Origin of the sequence: Enterococcus sp. DIV1420a, assembly GCF_051712165.1 — a bacterium.
Classification (GTDB): Bacteria; Bacillota; Bacilli; order Lactobacillales; family Enterococcaceae; genus Enterococcus; species Enterococcus faecalis.
Map to the genome: position 1 here is coordinate 833428 of NZ_JBIOOI010000002.1, position 18594 is coordinate 852021.

An 18594-nucleotide genomic window follows, 5' to 3' on the forward strand; every position below is an offset into this window, starting at 1 on the left:
GAGAATGCACATGAATGAAGACATTAAGGTGATCTTTGATAGTATCTATCGCGACAAAACAACAAATAATTTAACCATTACAGGTTGGGCGTTGGATACAATCACTAAAGAAAGCCCAACTTTCACAATTAATAATGAAAACCAAGTGTCCGCTTATAACATTCAGCGCGTTTTACGTGAAGATGTTAATCAAATTTATCAAACAGAGCCTGCGATTGAAGCTGGCTTTGTTGTTACACTTGAAGGAATTAAACAAAAAAAAGTACTCCCTTTTCATTTTCAATCATCAGCACATGTTGTAACGGTGGATTTTCCCTTGAATAAAAAATATCCAGTGATTCCAGGGACAGAAGATAAAGTGACTCGTCTTTGGATAAAAGCCAAAAAAGGATTTAAGTATATGGCTAAAAATGGTATTTCTCATACCATTCAACGAGCGAAAATTGAGAAACTGAGAAATCAAGCTTCGTATCCTAACTGGTTAGCTAGAAATGAAGTACTAGACATAGAAGCGATGACACAAGAAATCGCAACATTTCATTATCAACCTAAAATTTCCATTGCGATGCCAGTGTATAATGTTGAAGAAAAATGGCTTCGGTTGTGCATTGATTCTATTTTGAATCAAGTCTATACTAACTGGGAATTATGTATGGCCGATGACGCCTCAACAGATCCTAATGTCAAAAAGATTTTAACAGAGTACCAACAATTGGATGAGCGAATTCGGGTCGTCTTTCGTGAACAAAATGGTCATATTTCCGAAGCAACCAACTCTGCTTTAGCGATTGCTACCGGAGAATTTGTCGCCTTACTAGACAACGATGATGAATTAGCGATCAATGCTTTTTATGAAGTGGTTAAAGTGCTTAATGAAAACCCAGAACTGGATTTAATTTATAGTGATGAAGATAAGATTGACATGGATGGAAATCGTTCTGATCCAGCCTTTAAACCAGATTGGTCACCTGATTTACTTTTAGGAACCAATTACATTTCGCATTTAGGCGTGTATCGTCGGAGTATTCTAGAAGAAATTGGCGGCTTTCGAAAAGGTTACGAAGGTTCTCAAGACTACGATTTAGTCTTAAGATTTACTGAAAAAACGACAAAAGAACGCATCAAACATATTCCAAAAGTTCTTTACTATTGGCGAATGCTGCCAACCTCAACAGCAGTGGATCAGGGCTCAAAAGGTTATGCTTTTGAAGCGGGGCTAAGAGCCGTGCAAGATGCGCTCGTTCGTCGAGGTATTAATGGTCATGCAACGCATGGGGCGGCGAATGGCTTATACGATGTTTATTATGACATTGAATCCGACAAGTTAGTCTCAATTATTATTCCAACTAAAAATGGCTATAAAGACGTACAACGTTGTGTTTCATCGATTATTGAAAAAACAACCTACCAAAATTACGAGATTATTATGGCAGACAATGGAAGTACAGATCCAAAAATGCACGAATTGTATGCAGAATTTGAACAACAATTACCTGGCCGCTTTTTCGTTGAATCAATCGATATTCCATTCAATTTCTCAACTATTAACAATCGTGCAGCGAAAAAAGCGCACGGAGAGTATTTATTATTTTTAAATAATGATACCGAAGTGATTACAGAGAATTGGTTAACCTTGATGGTTTCATTTGCTCAGCAAGAACGGATTGGCTGTGTAGGTGCGAAATTATTGTATCCAAATAATACGGTCCAACACGCAGGCGTTATTTTAGGATTAGGTGGTGTTGCTGGACATGGTCATTATGGTTATCCCCATGGTGACTTAGGCTATTTTGGGCGGTTAGCTATTAATGTTAATTATTCAGCAGTAACTGCCGCGTGCTTACTTATGAAAAAAGCAGATTTTGATGCAGTTGGTGGTTTTGAAGAAGCGTTTACCGTAGCTTTCAATGATGTTGATTTATGCCTGAAAGTCCAAGCTTTAGGACGTGACAATGTTTGGCTTCATGAAGCAGAGCTTTATCATTTTGAATCTCAAACTCGTGGATATGATGATAAAGGCAAAAAGAAAAAACGTTTTGAACAAGAAAAAGTGATGATGGAAGAAAAATGGGGACCTTTAATTGAAAATGATCCATTTTATAATCCTAATCTGACAAGGGATATTCCAAACTTTTCATTACGAATTGACTAGATGCAATTGCGGATGACGAAATGGAGCGAAAAGATGGAACAACAACTAACTACAAGAAAAGAAAAACAACCATTACGCAACCAAGCTGAGCAGAGCGCTCGCTTGGTTGATCATTTGTTACGCTGGCGCTATCTGCTAGCGGCAGTCATTTTTATTTTACTGGTAGCCTTTAAAGTCCATGGTAGTTCATTAAACATGTGGGATGCGTATGTTTCTGAATATGCAGATGGTCAAAAAAGTTCATTAATTGCTGGTGAACCAAGAGGTGTTCGCTCGGATGAATGGCTCGTTCAAACCCCATTTAGCCTCTCACAAACACAAACAGGTTTGAAAACACATAATGATGTGATTACGTTAAATGGGCAAGACATGGTGGTAGGCTATAATTCACCAGCGTGGAATTTGGCCACGTTAGCGAAACCTTTTACGTGGGGCTATGTACTATTAGGCAAAGAATATGGCTTATCATGGTATTGGAATCTTAAATTAATTGGCTTAATTTTATTCTCTTTTGAAATTGGTTTGATCGTCACACGGCGGAATAAATATTTAGCTTTGTTAGCAAGTGTTTGGATTCCGTTTTCTTCGGCCCTTCAATGGTGGTTTGTCTCGCCAGTTGGAGATTTAGTATTTTTTGGCTTAGGTTTTTTAGTGGGAATTTATAATTATTTCTATTATCATAGTAGTGTTCGACGTCGTGTCATTTGTGCGATAACGGCTGTTATTATGGCCTCAGGATTTGTTTTAGTTATTTATCCTGCGCTACAAGTACCACTTGGTTATTTGATTTTATTATTTTTAATTTTATTCTTTTTAGAATTTCGTAAAAAAATTAAGTTGGATAAGTGGGATGGGGTCCTGATAGGTGGGGCACTCTTGATGACGGCGATTATTGTTGGCGGATCGCTATATGGCTCATTGGATTCCTTAAAAGCAGTAATGGATACCGCTTATCCAGGAAAACGGGTAAGTTTAGGTGGCGATATGCCTAAACGCGATATTTTGTTATTTTTAACAAATTGGAAAATGCCGTTTCAAGATGTTCCATATTCAAATAATTCGGAAATCAGTAGTTTTTATCAATTATTTTTTGTTATTTTGCCGCTCTCACCATTTATTTTTTATAAAAAAATCAAAGAAAACATTTACGGTTTTGTCTTATTCGTGTATTGTTTATTTAACTTAGTTTGGATGAGCGTGCAATTTCCAACCATTTTTGCTAAGTTGACATTGTGGTCTTATGTGCCAGAACAACGGGCGATGTTATCCTTCGGGTTTGCAGCTGTTTTGTTGAGTTTATGGTTCATCGATTATTTATGGAATCGCCAAGCAAAAATTCCAATGATGGCCTGGTTAGGGGCGCTAGGATTAAATGTTGTTCTGTATTTCTTTGTTTTATATACGGGCAATTTACGGTTATACGTTACACGAATGGACATCATTGGTGTCTTAGTTGTCGCTACCGTTTTAATTGTTGCTTTATTTAAACGTTGGCGCACGTTATTTGTCCTTGTCTTATTAGGAATCATTATGGTTTCTGGAGCCTTTGTAAATCCAATTTCTCGTGGCGTTTCTGCTGTCTATGGAAAAAAATTAGCAGTAGAAGTGGAAGAAATTAACAAAAAAGACCCCAACCAATTGTGGGTGGGCGAACGCTTAATGTATGGCTATTTGCCGATGTTAGGTGTGCATACATTTAACGGTGTCGCTTTTACACCTGACTCAGAGGCTTGGAAACCATTAGATCCAAAAGGAAAAGACACATTTATTTATAATCGCTATGCGCACATCAATGTTGAAGTAGGAAATCAGACCCCTGTTTTAGAGTTGATGCAAAAAGATGCGATTATTGCTCGTTTATCTCCAGAAAAATTAAAAGAATATGGGATTAAATATGCGGTCGTTTATAAACCATTAGAACCGTTAGACACACCAACGATTCATTTTGAAAAATTATATGGACCTGATCAGAACGGGGCATATATTTATCGAATAAACGACTAGTGATTCATTCATGGAATGAGGTTTGAATATGGGAAAAGTATTGAATAGAATCGGTCGACTTATTTTATTAGTTACAATGATCGGCTCGTATACGATGTGGGTCGTAGGAATTGATGCGCCAGTCACAAAATATATGTATGCCAATAGTTCAATTTTATTATTAATAGCAGTAATACTTGTACTGCTATTAAATTGTACGAAATTAAAATTTATTGACTGGCTGACCGTAGCGTTGGCGCTAGCCACCTGGCTCTTGTTTCACTTTACGGAATCAATCCGTCATAGCACGATGCAAACAGATACAATGATTCCTTTAATTATTTTGTTGGTCCTTTGTTTTAAAGTTTGTGTCTTTGACCGTATGGATCAAACGCTTTTATTAATTGTCTCTTTAGTTGCTTTGAGTGCGACTTTGTATCGGATGTCCGTGGAGTTGCCACAGTTGATTCCAGCAGACGAAATTTTTAAAGAATCAAATAAACTAGAAAGTATTTGGATTAATACCAATACGATTGGTGCAACATTGATGTTTTCAACAATGATGGCCAGTAGTTTGATCAAAGCATATAGAAATAAGGTTTTTAACCTGCTGCTTTTACCTGTATACATTGGTGGTGTTTTAGGTACATGGGTCAGTCAATCAAAAACCTCTTTTGCCATTTTAGTTGGTTTTATTCTGTTGGATAATCTTTTACCAAAACGTTTCTTGCAACGTTCAAAAGTTTGGCTATTTGGTTTTGTCGGAGTAGCTGCATTGGGACCATTGTTATTTTACTTATGTGCGGAATCGGATACTGTTGATTTATTTACAGGAAGAGAACGAATTTGGCATGAGTTTTTTGCTAAATGGTTATCTGATCCTCAACATATTAAAGTCGGTATGGAGCCTTTTGTGGCCTCATGGAAACCGCTGGGGACACATAATGCTTTTCTATTTACGTTAAGTAATTTTGGTGTCATTGGCTATCTGATTTTATTTGGTTTTTTAGTCAGTATGATTTTATTGATTGGTTTCCGCAAAAAAACATTGGATCGTTTGCAAGTTAGTTTACTTTTAGGCTTCCTTTTAATCTGGATTCATTCATTTATGGAAGATATTTTATTAGCGCCTCATTGGATGCCGATTGTTTATAGTTTCCTTGGGCTAGCCTTCTACTTCCGGCCAGAGAAAAAACGAGGAAGACATGAAAGACCAACGACACCTAAAAGAAGAAAACGAGTGAAACAAACAAGTCCTGTTAGCAATGAAGAGCGCCCGATAGCACCTGTTGACGAAGAGGGCTGGGACCAACCTGAAGAATTAAGTCGTGTCCAAAGACATCGCAGATAATTTTCATCCTATAGAACTTTCTTGTCCGCTGACATTATGGTAATATAGGGGTTGCATGTTATTACAAATAATGTAATTACTGGAAGTGAAGAGAGGAAGTTTTTAATGACATCAAAAAGTGAATGGAGTAATGCAAGACGGATTGTAATTATTTTAGCAGACGTTTTGCTCTATAATTTATCAATCATCTTAGGATTTATAATGAAATTTGGCCGAGCAATACCATCATTTAACTTTGTGGCTTATGAAAAATCTGCAATTTATATTTCAATCTTTTTTATCTTTTTGAATTTGTTGTTAGGTGCGTATATTTTTTATAATCGCAAAATTAGTGACATCATTTTTGTCACGGTGATTGGTCAAATTTTAATGACTTTAACGATTATGATTGTGACATTTGCCGGACGTTGGTTTACGTTCCCGCGTTCTGTTTTAGGATATTCTTTTATAATCGGAATTATTGTTCTAAGTCTTTGGCGAATTCTTGTTTATTATCTTTACTTAAAGGTCAGCAATGAGCGAAAAGTTGTTTTACTAGGTAAAGAAAATCAAGTCATGCGGTCAATTCAAAACTTTATGTCTGATAAAAATAACAAGCATAAAGTAACGAGTGTTGTTGTCAGTAATTACTATGAAAACTTAAAAAAAATTATCGATGAAATCGATATTGTTTATATTTCAAGTAATGTTGATGAGAACGAAAAAGTAAAATTGTATCAATTAATTGTCAAACACAAGAAAAAAATCTTTTTAGATACAAGTTTTGAAAATCTAATTATGTTAAAACCAAACATGATGAACTTTGAAGATGAAAGTATTATCGAAGTCTCAAATTTTGAAATTCAACCAGAAGAGAATTTTATTAAACGTTTATTCGATATTTTAGTCTCTGTTTGCCTATTTGTGATTACCTCCCCCTTAATGCTTATTGCAGCAATTTTAGTCAAAGCAACCTCACCGGGACCAGTGATTTACAAACAAACTCGGATTACATTAGATCAACGTGAGTTCTCGATTTTAAAATTTAGAACGATGTCGGCAACAGCGGAAGCAAAATCAGGTCCAGTCTTATCTACAAGTAACGACAGTCGCGTCACTACAGTTGGTAAATACTTGCGCGCTTTACGTATTGATGAGTTGCCACAACTAATCAATGTTATTCGCGGGGATATGTCCATTGTCGGACCACGTCCTGAACGACCATTCTTTGTTGATCAATTTAATCAGGAAAACCCGAATTACTATTTACGTCACAATGTACGTGCGGGGATTACTGGCTATGCCCAAGTTTATGGGAAGTATGCTTCTGACTACAATAGTAAATTGAACTTTGATTTACTGTACATCAAGAATTATTCATTACTGTTGGATATGAAAATTCTGCTTCAAACCATCAAAATTCTCTTTGATAAAGTATCATCAAGAGGATTGGATGAGTCTGAAGAACGTGAAGAATTGACGATGGATTATTGTAAAGAGAATGCTATTAGAATTTACCGTTAAGAGGAGCAGTAGCTCCTCTTTTTTTGAAAAAAAAGAGAGACTTCTAACAAAGCTTGAAAAATTAGGTATTCTATGTAAAAATATACAAGCGTGGATGAAAAAAGAAATAGGGGTGAAGAAATGGAAAAGGTACCAGTAAGTGTCTTACTTTCCATTTATATAAAAGAGCGTCCTGAATATGTTATTGCATGTTTAGACAGTATTTTTAATCAAACTGTAAAAGTCGATGAAATAGTATTAGTAGAAGATGGTCCTGTAACTGAAGAAATGACAGTCATTGTAGATAAATATAAAGAAACGCATCCAGAAGTGCTTCATGTTTTACCTCTAGAAAAAAATGTTGGTTTAGGTAAAGCGTTGGCAGAAGGGGTTAAAGCTTGTCGTAATGAACTGATTGCACGAATGGATGCAGATGATATTATGAAGACGGATCGGATTGAAAAGCAGTGGCAATTATTTCAAAAAAATCCTAACTTGGTCATTGCTGGTTCTAACATTATCGAATTTGAAGGGAACATAGAAAAAGTTTTGGGTTATCGTAACCTTCCCAGTTCTAATGAGGATATTCGTGAATTTTCCAAAAGAAGAAACCCGTTTAATCATATGACTGTCATGTATAAGAAGTCAGACATTTTAGAGGTCGGTAACTATCTGCCAATGTCAGGATTTGAAGATTATTATTTGTGGGTGCGGTTATTGAAAAAAGGAAAGGAAGCTCAGAACCTTTCTGAACATTTAGTCTATGCTCGAACAGGCAGTGATATGTACGCACGGCGTGGTGGTTGGCAGTATTTTAAGTCAGGACTAAAAGGACGCAAAGCAATCTATCAAGCAGGACTTGGTAGTTTTAAAGATTTTTTTGTGAGTTCCAGTGCACATGTTGTCGTAAGTTTGATGCCGAATAATTTACGAGGTAAATTTTATGAGAAGTTTTTAAGGAAAGATAATGATTAAGATTGAGGTAAAATTATGCAAGAGATGACCCAGACAGATTTAAAAGAAATACAAGCTGTAACATTAACTATGTCCAAATATTTTGTTCAATTTTGTCAAGAAAATAATTTATTATGTTATTTCTGTGGCGGTGGTTGTATTGGTGCTGTACGCAGTCAAGGATTTATTCCGTGGGATGATGATTTGGATTTTTTTATGCCACGACCAGACTATGAAAAATTAAAAAAGCTATGGCCGCAGAAAGCAGACATAAATAGATATCCATTATTAGTTGCTTCTAAAACATATAATGATCATAATTCATTTATAACTATTAGGGATACTGCCACTACTTTTATTAAACCCTATCAAGAGGATTTAGATATCCCTCATGGTTTACCAATTGATATTTTTCCGTTAGATGGTGCGCCAGAAGGGAAATTGCGAAGAAAAATTCAAAAGTTTTGGGCACTGATTTATGCGTTATTTTGTTCGCAAGTTGTTCCAGAAAAACATGGTGGTCTGATGGCTACAGGAAGCAAGGTTTTATTAGGGATTTTTTCTTCAAGCAAAATTCGCTATCATATTTGGCGCTTCGCTGAAAAAAGAATGACCAAGTATTCCTTTGGTTCAACTCCTTATGTCACTGAATTATGTGTCGGACCACGCTACATGGGCAATATTTATCATTTAGAAGATTTTAAATCTGCTATTTTTGTTCCATTTGAAGATACAAAAATGCCAATACCAGTGGGATACAATCGCTATTTGACACAAGTTTTTGGAGATTATATGCAATTGCCACCAGAGGAAGATCGTCAACCTCATCATGAAGCGCTAATTGTTGATACTAAAAAATCGTACACAGAATATATTTAAAAACTTCAATTATTTATACTAATGCTGAACGTTATCTATAAATAGCGTTCAGCATTTTGTTGTAAAAAAATAAATAACACAATCAATGTAATAAAAAGATAAAGTTTAGAAATAAAATAGTAAAAAAAAGTTAGCAAGATTTTCTTGACGTAAGCTAAAATTTATTAGAAAATTATTTGAAACTAGTGCTCATTCTAATCAGTTTTGAGAAATTTCAATTTGAAAAGTAAAAAATTGTTGGTTTCAAGTAAAATTTACATACTATAATTAAATGAGGATTAATTGTAAAGAATACGTAAAAAGAAGGGTTAAATAAATAATGAAGAGAATAAATAAAATATCTGTTATTACAATGCTAATGCTGACAACATTGGTTCCTAGTTCATCAATAGTGTATGCAATCGATGCATCAAGTAGTGAAAGTGCAGAAGAAGTAATTTCTGCGGATACAGCAGAAACACTAAACTCTACGTCATCTAGTGAGGAAACTTCGACAGAAAGTTCTTCTAGCACCTTATCATCAGTTCCTTCGGAAACAAAAAATAGTTTGGACACGAGTGGTGCTACAGACACTAGGCAATCAACAGATGCTGAAGAAACTTCGGAAACGACTAGTTCTTCAGAAGCTAATAAGAAAGATGAAGACGAAATCGTAATAACAGAGGATATGAACAAACCTATGGGATCAGGAATGAAAGGAACGAGAAGAAAAAGATCCGCATATGCCTACGGTGATCCTATTAGCATAACAGAGGCAAATCGTCCGCCTAAAAACTTTATCGATGTATCTTCTTGGAATGGTAGTTTAAGTGTAGCAAATTATCAAACTATGAAAAGTTATGGAATAGGCGGAGTGGTCGTTAAAATGACCGAAGCGACAACTTATCAAAATCCAGAAAGATTTGCACAAGTTCAAAATGCAAATGCAGTGGGAATAAAAGTATCCGCCTATCACTATAGTCACTTTACAACAAAAGATCAGGCAATAAAAGAAGCAAACTACTTTGCCGATACAGCAATTAATACTGGATTATCAAAAGACACTTTAATGATTAATGATGCAGAAGAAGGTAGCATGAATAATGGACAATTGACAGCTAATTCAATTGCTTTTGCCAATCAATTAAAAGCAAGAGGCTTTACGAATGTATTACATTATTCAATGGCAGCCTGGTTTACAGAAGGAGTTTTATCGCCTACACAACTAGGGACTGAAAATATTTGGATTGCTCAGTATCCTTTTGAACCGACTGCAGATCAGTTATGGCACAAAAATGAAGGTTATGCGGCATGGCAATGGTCTTCTTTATTAACGATTCCAGGTGTTGATATCGGCGTAGGTGTGTTTGATATTAATGCTGATTACACTGGACGATTTACATCTAGTGGTGGAAAACAGTATGATGTAATTTTAGATGAAAAACAATATGATTACACGGCAAGGGTAAAACCAGCAGCTGAATCAGGAAAACACGGCGTGTTTAATGGGATTATGAATACAGCTCCTGGAATCGTTAATATCGGTATGGGAGATAAATATGCGAACCAAAGCGTTCATATCATAGGATATGCCAAAACAAGCCGGACAGAGTTACTCCATTTTACAGTAGGTGGAAAAGATGCAGGCTGGATGGACAAACGAGCATTCACAGCTACACTAGATAAAGCCACATATAGTAAAATGAGTCGTGGAGCCAAAATAGGCGATGTAGCAGTTTCATCGAAGCATGGATTATATACAAAACCAAATAACACAGCAGAAGATGGAGAAAAAATAGGTTTAGGCTCTCTATATGCAAATCAAAATGTGCAGATCATTCAATCCGCTAAACTATCAACAGGTGTTACGGCTTATCAATTTCAAATAAATGGACAAACAATCGGGTGGTTGGACAGCCGTGCCTTCAGCAATGTGTATGATGAGCTGCTAGATGAAAAAAGCTATGATTACATGGCAAAAGTAAAACCAGCAGCTGAATCAGGAAAACATGGTGTGTTTAATGGAATTATGAATACAGCTCCCGGAATCGTTAATATCGGTATGGGAGATAAATATGCGAACCAAAGTGTTCATATCATAGGATATGCCAAAACAAGCCGGACAGAGTTACTCCATTTTACAGTAGGTGGAAAAGATGCAGGCTGGATGGACAAACGAGCATTCACAGCTACGCTAGATAAAGCCACGTATAGTAAAACGAGTCGCAAAGCCAAAATAGGCGATGCAGTAGCTTCATCGAAGCATGGATTATATACAAAACCAAATAATACAGCAGAAGATGGAGAAAAAATAGGTTTAGGCTCTCTATATGCGAATCAAAACGTGCAGATTATTCAATCCGCTAAACTATCAACAGGTGTTACGGCTTATCAATTTCAAATAAATGGACAAACAATTGGCTGGTTGGACAGCCGTGCCTTCAGCAATGTGTATGATGAGCTGCTAGATGAAAAAAGCTATGATTACATGGCAAAAGTAAAACCAGCAGCTGAATCAGGAAAACATGGCGTGTTTAATGGAATTATGAATACAGCTCCTGGGATCGTTAATATCGGTATGGGAGATAAATATGCGAACCAAAGTGTTCATATAATAGGATATGCCAAAACAAGCCGGACAGAGTTACTCCATTTTACAGTAGGTGGAAAAGATGCAGGCTGGATGGACAAACGAGCATTTACAGCTACATTAGATAAAGCCACGTATAGTAAAATGAGTCGCAAAGCCAAAATAGGCGATGCAGTAGCTTCATCGAAGCATGGATTATATACAAAACCAAATAATACAGCAGAAGATGGAGAAAAAATAGGTTTAGGCTCTCTATATGCGAATCAAAACGTGCAGATTATTCAATCCGCTAAACTATCAACAGGTGTTACGGCTTATCAATTTCAAATAAATGGACAAACAATTGGCTGGTTGGACAGCCGTGCCTTCAGCAATGTGTATGATGAGCTGCTAGATGAAAAAAGCTATGATTACATGGCAAAAGTAAAACCAGCAGCTGAATCAGGAAAACATGGCGTGTTTAATGGAATTATGAATACAGCTCCTGGGATCGTTAATATCGGTATGGGAGATAAATATGCGAACCAAAGTGTTCATATAATAGGATATGCCAAAACAAGCCGGACAGAGTTACTCCATTTTACAGTAGGTGGAAAAGATGCAGGCTGGATGGACAAACGAGCATTTACAGCTACATTAGATAAAGCCACGTATAGTAAAATGAGTCGCAAAGCCAAAATAGGCGATGTAGCAGTTTCATCGAAGCATGGATTATATACAAAACCAAATAATACAGCAGAAGATGGAGAGAAAATAGGTTTAGGCTCTCTATATGCGAATCAAAACGTGCAGATTATTCAATCCGCTAAACTATCAACAGGTGTTACGGCTTATCAATTTCAAATAAATGGACAAACAATTGGCTGGTTGGACAGCCGTGCCTTCAGCAATGTGTATGATGAGCTGCTAGATGAAAAAAGCTATGATTACATGGCAAAAGTAAAACCAGCAGCTGAATCAGGAAAACATGGCGTGTTTAATGGAATTATGAATACAGCTCCTGGGATCGTTAATATCGGTATGGGAGATAAATATGCGAACCAAAGTGTTCATATCATAGGATATGCCAAAACAAGCCGGACAGAGTTACTCCATTTTACAGTAGGTGGAAAAGATGCAGGCTGGATGGACAAACGAGCATTTACAGCTACATTAGATAAAGCCACGTATAGTAAAATGAGTCGCAAAGCCAAAATAGGCGATGTAGCAGTTTCATCGAAGCATGGATTATATACAAAACCAAATAATACAGCAGAAGATGGAGAGAAAATAGGCTTAGGCTCTCTATATGCAAATCAAAATGTGCAGATCATTCAATCCGCTAAACTATCAACAGGTGTTACGGCTTATCAATTTCAAATAAATGGACAAACAATCGGTTGGTTGGATAGCCGCGCCTTTAAAATATAGAATAAGTTTATAAAGGTAACGAACAAACAATCTATCGAGGTTCTTTGTCAAATAGTATTGGTAAATAAAAATAGTGAAACATCGTAAAAGTCAGAGGAGAAAACCCTCTGGCTTCTTCATTTTTTATTAAGTGATTCTTATTATGAAATTATTTTTTTATCAAACATATGGTTATGGTCTATTTAACGTATTTGAATAAAAAATAGTATTTTCTGAAATACTTGTATCCGTGACAAATGGCATTTAAGCCTATTTTTACTCACTTCTAAATACGGCTTGAGTTCTACTATTTGAATTCTACAGAGTTTTGAGATGTTTTTTGTAAATCAAAAAGTATAGAGTTTTTATCGTTTGTCCGTAATTTTTGTATTAAAATAACGAACAAAAATATTTACAGTTCGATTAAGGTCTACGATAAATTATTGAAACTTACTGTTAGTTATGAGAAAATGTAAAAGATTGAATGCAGTTTTGGCTGTGTTGATGAATATATAAGTTAAACAAAATTGAAATAAAACTAGTGGTTGACTAGTTAGAGAAAGGATTTTGTATCAAATGATTACAGCTTTAATTATTGCCGGTGGGGTCGGTAAACGAATGGGGCAGGAGATTCCTAAACAATTTATTATGGTAGAGGAAAAACCGATAATTATCTACACATTGGAATCTTTTCAAAAGCATCCACTCATTGATCGAATCTTAGTTGTGTGTAAAAAAGGTTGGGAACAAACACTAGATGCCTATGCAAAAGAGTACCATATTGACAAATTACAATGGATTATTCCAGGAGGAAATTCTGGTCAAGAATCAATTAATAATGGGGTTAATTTCTTAAAAGAACATTCAAACCCAGAAGATACTATTGTTATCCATGACGGAATTCGTCCATTAGTTGATGAATTAGTTTTATCTGATGTAATTGTTAAGTGTCAAGAATACGGCAATGCAGTGACTTCGTTGCCATATAATGAACAAATTTTTGTAAAAGAAACTGAGGAAACAACTCGACAATATATTAATCGTGAAACATTACGTCGCGTGTCAACACCACAAGCCTATAAATTTGAAAAATTAACTTGGGCTTACGAAAAAGCATTCCGTGAGAATATTGGTATTTCTGAATCGTCATACACGAATACTATGATGGTGGATTTAGGCGAAACATTGTATTTTGCTTTAGGCTCAGATAAAAACATTAAGTTAACTACACAAGATGACTTACAGTTATTTAAAGGCTTCTTGAAAATGAAAGAAGAGTAGTGGAGGGATACCATGTTATTTACAGACGATAATTATTTATCAGACGTTGAACGAGTTTTAGAGAAGACACCAGATTGGACGAAAGTAACTAATAAATCTGTTTTTATAACTGGTGCTTCAGGCATGATTGGGACCTTTTTAATTGATGTGCTTATGTACCAAAATAAAACGAGAAATGCGAATATTTCGATCTGGGCGATGGGACGAACATTGTCGCGTTTAGAAGAGCGATTTACTAGTTATCTAGAAGATCCGTTATTCCATATAGTTATCGGAGATGTCATAGAAGAAATTCAGGTAGCAGAAGCTTGTGACTATGTGTTGCATTGTGCTAGTAATACACATCCTAAATCATATGCCAGTGATCCAATTGGAACGATTATGACCAATATTGCTGGTACGCAGCATATTTTAGATTATGCGGTCAAAGCGAATAGTGAAAAAGTGTTATTTTTATCAACTGTTGAAATCTATGGAGAAAATCGTGGAGATCTTGATAAATTTACGGAAGACTATTGCGGCTATATTGACTGTAACACGCTACGGGCCGGTTATCCAGAAGGAAAACGAGCAAGTGAATCATTATGTCAAGCCTATATTCAGAAATATGGTATTGATGTTGTTATTCCAAGAATTAGTCGTACTTTCGGGCCTACGATGTTACTTTCGGATAGTAAAGCTTCTTCTCAATTTATTATGAATGCAGTCAATAAAGAAAACATTGTGTTAAAAAGTGCAGGGACCCAACTATATTCTTATGCATATGTTGCAGATATTGTATCTGCTCTTCTGTTTTTATTAGTTAAAGGGCAAAAAGGGGAAGCTTACAATGTTTCAAACGAACATTGCGATATTACGTTACGTACTTTTGCGGAAACATTAGCCAATGTGGCTGGAACAAAAGTGATTCATGGAGAAGCCACCGCCCAAGAAAAACAAGGATTTTCTAAAGCAACAAAAGCACTACTAGACAATCAAAAAATCTACGCATTAGGTTGGCGTCCATTGTACGACAGTATGGAAGAACCATTAAAACATACAATTAAAATTTTAGAAAGTAGCGGAAATTGATATGCCCAAAATTAGTATTATTGTTCCTGTATACAATGTAGAAAAATATTTAGAAAAATGTGTACGCTCTATTTTAGCTCAAACATTTACTGACTTTGAATTGATTCTTGTAGACGATGGCTCTCCAGACAGTTCTGGAGCAATGTGTGATCAGTTTGCTAAACAAGATGAACGGGTAAAAGTTATCCATAAAGAAAATGGAGGACTGAGCGATGCTCGTAATGCTGGAATTGAAATAGCGACAGGTGAGTATTTAGGTTTCGTAGACAGTGATGATTACATTGCAGATGATATGTATGAATTATTATATACAAATATCGTAAAAGAAGATGCCGATTTATCAATATGTGGTATTTATGATGTCTATGAGGGGAAAGAGCCTGTAGAAAAACAACAGCAATATATAGTACTAGATAAAGTAGCAGCAATGAAAATGATTTTAGAAGCTAAAGTTGTATCTGTTCATGCCGTGAATAAGTTATATAAAAAAGAAATTTTTGAAGATATCCGATACCCTGTAGGCATGATTACAGAAGACGGTGCAGTTATTTTATCTATTCTAGAGCATACAGAGAAAATTGTTATTGATACGCAACAAAAATATTATTATTTTCACCGTGCCAATAGTATTTCAACCAATCTTTTTTCTAAGAAAGATTTAGATACAATCAATGTTTGGAAAGAAAATGAAAAATATATCTTAGACCGGTATCCTGAATTATCTAATGTTGTTCATACACGTGTATGTTGGGCAAATTTTATTGTTTTAGATAAAATGGTTACTAGTCAGTTAACGGAAGAAGAAAAAATAATTCAAAAAGAGGTTATTTCTTTTTTGAGGAAGAATTTTCTGTTCATTATGAAAAATAAATATTTTACTAAGGCTAGAAAGATAGCCATGTGTGCTCTACAATTTAGTAAGTGTGCGTATTCTTGTTTCCCTAAATTACAAGAAGCAAATAATAAAAAGAATAGTTAAAATTTAAAAAGTTGTTAGGAGAATATTATGAAAAAAAAGCTTAAACTGGATATATATACAATTACTCAAACCATCTGTATAATTGTATCGATTATTCTTTTTTTCTATGGTAAAGCTAAGATGTTGTACAATTGGCAACTATTTGGTGTAATGTTTTTTTGGACAGGCAATTTGGTTTATTCATTTAAAAATTTCGGACAAAAATCAGTTTTTTTCTTTTTTAATATTACTATTTTTGTCTTCTTATTAAGTCGTCCATTTATTAGTTTCTTTCGTAATAGAATTTGGTGGCATTGGGGGTATTCAGGATCAAATTTTGCGATGAATGTTCTGTATCTAACTTTAATTGGCATCTTAATAGGTGCGATGTTATTTCAAAGGTTTGGACTTAAAGATTTTGATTCTAAGCTGGAAAAACAAAAGTATCCTACTTATCGAATATATTTAATGAAATTTAGTTTAGTCTTTTATTTCATAACATTGATTGTAAGTGTTTATGGTGATATGGAAAAACTAATATTTGTACGTAGTACGTCATATGAAGAGTTCTATGCATCTTTTTCTTCGAACTTGCCAACATATGTGCAAGTATTAGGTTTAATGATGCCTTATGTTGTGTGCATTTATTTAGCTTGTATGCCCAAAAAAGGCATTAGTTACGTGGTATTAGGAAGTTATGTGATAAGCTCTTTTCCAACTTTTTTAATGGGACAGCGAGGCCCGTTAATTTTAAAAATTATCTTTGCGTTACTTTATTTTATTATTAGAGACTATTTACAAGATTCTCAAAAATGGATAAGTAAATTTGAAAAAATTGTAATTATTCTAGCGACACCTTTAATGATTGTATTGATGGGGGCATTTAACTATATTAGAGCAAATTCTTCAATTGAAACAAACGGATTTTTTTCATTAATTGTTGATTTTTTCTTCAAACAAGGAACCTCTTTTGATACAATTATATTTGGGCATGATTTTTTGGACAAACTACCATTTATTGATGTAAAAAATTATACATTTGGAAGTTTTATTGATTCTTTTAAGTATGGATTTATTGGTCAAAAGCTATTCAATGGTATCGGATTGCCTAGCACTAATAGTCCGGAAAAAGGCATGATTAGTAATAGTTTGGCACATAATTTGGCATATGTTTATCGTAAAGATGAGTATTTAGCTGGAAATGGAAATGGTTCTTCTTATCTGTTAGAAATATTTGCAGATTACGGATATATAGGGGTTTTTATAGCTAGTATTTTATTAGGAATTATTTTGATTTTTCTTGTAGTAAGTTTTAAAAGAAACAATTTACTTTTATCTACGATTGCATTGATTTGTATTTCTAATATTTTGTTTATTCCACGTAGTGATGCTACTAGCTGGTTACAATTTATTATGAAACCAACATTTATTGCACCAATGATTATATGTTTTGGCAGTTCATTTTTACTTGCTAAGTTGGAGAGGTTAAGGAAGGTAAGTCGTAAATGAAAAAAATAATTGGGACAATTCTAACAGTTATTACAGTAAGTATTTTATTGAGTGGATGTAGTAAAGCAAAATATCCAATTATTCATTTCACTCAAAAGGAATTTGTAGCAGATGGCAACGGTGTTGTAGAAATCAAAGGACAATTTTTGAATGGTGAACCAGGTACTTTAGAAGCTAACATAAACAGGAAAGCAGGCAAAGTTAAAGTCGATAAAGATCAGAATTTTCATATTCGATACCAAATGGATTCCATTAAAGATACAGATTTTTATTTAGGAATTAAGGATGAAAAGAATCGTATTGCTGTGGGGACAACTAAAATTGATTCTTCTGAAGTAGAAGCTGTCCGAGACGATTTTGAAGTTATAAGAACAAGTGATATCATTAGTTATTTTAATAAATATGATATAAAATTTTTAGACTATAATGAGAACAACGTTGCAGAGCTATCTGGTTTAACTAGTTCTGTAGTTTTTAATGTAGGAACAAGAATGGATGGGACTTCAATAAAAGAAGGAGTTTATTTATTTGAAGACCCAGAGTCTTGGAATAAGGCTAATTTATCGATTTTAGATTGGTGGAATAAAAAAGTATCCAATTCATTAAATAAAAATTATAATGATTTAGATAAAGATTCATCTGTAAATTTTTTATACGGACCTAATTTTATCGATTCAGCGGAAGAAAAAATGATTAAACAAATTGATTTTTTTGATAATAATCGTTTTTTATGGACGTATAGAGATAAAGAAAAATTTTTAATATTAGTTTCGGATCCAGAATTAACAAGTATTGAACGCGGCAAGAGTATGCTTGCCATTCAAAGCTTATTAATAGATAAAACTTTTAGTTTAGACAAGGATGAAGAAGATTCAGAAAGAGGATAATTTAGCAAAAATCTATTGAATTTTGTACACATTATTATCATGTTTAAAATCTAAGAAATTATTTAAAATAAAAAGACACTCCTGTAACACAAACGAATATAGGGGTGTTTTTTTTGCTCTTTGTTAATA

Annotated in this window: 12 protein-coding genes; all 12 read left to right on the forward strand. The window is 34.6% G+C overall.

Annotation, left to right across the window (positions count from 1 at the left end):
* Nucleotides 1–10: 10 nt before the first annotated feature.
* The 12 genes from IGI80_RS15405 (at nt 11) to IGI80_RS15460 (ending at nt 18465) form a co-directional block, all read left to right on the forward strand.
* Nucleotides 11–2152 carry a glycosyltransferase family 2 protein gene (locus tag IGI80_RS15405; protein ID WP_438724136.1) on the forward strand — a complete coding sequence of 714 codons (2142 nt, stop codon included), beginning with the start codon at nt 11–13 and terminating at the stop codon, nt 2150–2152.
* Entirely contained in the window at nt 2153–4156 is a 2004-nt protein-coding gene (locus tag IGI80_RS15410; RefSeq protein WP_438724137.1) for a DUF7657 domain-containing protein, read from the forward strand. It abuts the gene before it with no gap.
* 28 nt (nt 4157–4184) lie between these two features.
* Nucleotides 4185–5486, forward strand: coding sequence for an EpaQ family protein (locus IGI80_RS15415; protein ID WP_438724138.1), 1302 nt, complete (start codon nt 4185–4187; stop codon nt 5484–5486).
* Nucleotides 5487–5591: 105 nt separating this feature from the next.
* Nucleotides 5592–6989: a sugar transferase gene (locus IGI80_RS15420; protein WP_104853734.1), complete on the forward strand. Its 1398-nt coding sequence runs from the start codon at nt 5592–5594 to the stop codon at nt 6987–6989.
* Between the two features lie 120 nt (nt 6990–7109).
* Nucleotides 7110–7943 carry a glycosyltransferase gene (locus tag IGI80_RS15425; protein WP_438724139.1) on the forward strand — a complete coding sequence of 278 codons (834 nt, stop codon included), beginning with the start codon at nt 7110–7112 and terminating at the stop codon, nt 7941–7943.
* A 15-nt stretch (nt 7944–7958) separates the two neighbouring features.
* Nucleotides 7959–8801, forward strand: a complete 843-nt coding sequence (locus IGI80_RS15430) for a LicD family protein (protein ID WP_002410863.1) — start codon at nt 7959–7961, stop codon at nt 8799–8801.
* Between the two features lie 319 nt (nt 8802–9120).
* Nucleotides 9121–12780 (forward strand): GW domain-containing glycosaminoglycan-binding protein, encoded by a 3660-nt coding sequence (locus tag IGI80_RS15435; RefSeq protein WP_438724140.1) that lies wholly within the window; start codon nt 9121–9123, stop codon nt 12778–12780.
* A 555-nt stretch (nt 12781–13335) separates the two neighbouring features.
* Complete coding sequence (locus tag IGI80_RS15440) at nt 13336–14040, forward strand: IspD/TarI family cytidylyltransferase (RefSeq protein WP_002378508.1); 705 nt, start codon at nt 13336–13338, stop codon at nt 14038–14040.
* A gap of 12 nt (nt 14041–14052) precedes the next feature.
* Nucleotides 14053–15111 (forward strand): NAD-dependent epimerase/dehydratase family protein, encoded by a 1059-nt coding sequence (locus tag IGI80_RS15445; RefSeq protein WP_438724141.1) that lies wholly within the window; start codon nt 14053–14055, stop codon nt 15109–15111.
* Between the two features lies 1 nt (nt 15112).
* A complete protein-coding gene (locus tag IGI80_RS15450) occupies nt 15113–16090 on the forward strand; it encodes a glycosyltransferase family 2 protein (protein ID WP_438724142.1) in 978 nt (325 codons plus the stop codon).
* Between the two features lie 27 nt (nt 16091–16117).
* Complete coding sequence (locus tag IGI80_RS15455) at nt 16118–17578, forward strand: O-antigen polysaccharide polymerase Wzy family protein (RefSeq protein WP_002411416.1); 1461 nt, start codon at nt 16118–16120, stop codon at nt 17576–17578.
* Nucleotides 17575–18465 (forward strand): hypothetical protein, encoded by an 891-nt coding sequence (locus IGI80_RS15460; protein WP_129193845.1) that lies wholly within the window; start codon nt 17575–17577, stop codon nt 18463–18465. The genes IGI80_RS15455 and IGI80_RS15460 overlap by 4 nt, the downstream gene beginning before the upstream one ends.
* Nucleotides 18466–18594: the final 129 nt, after the last annotated feature.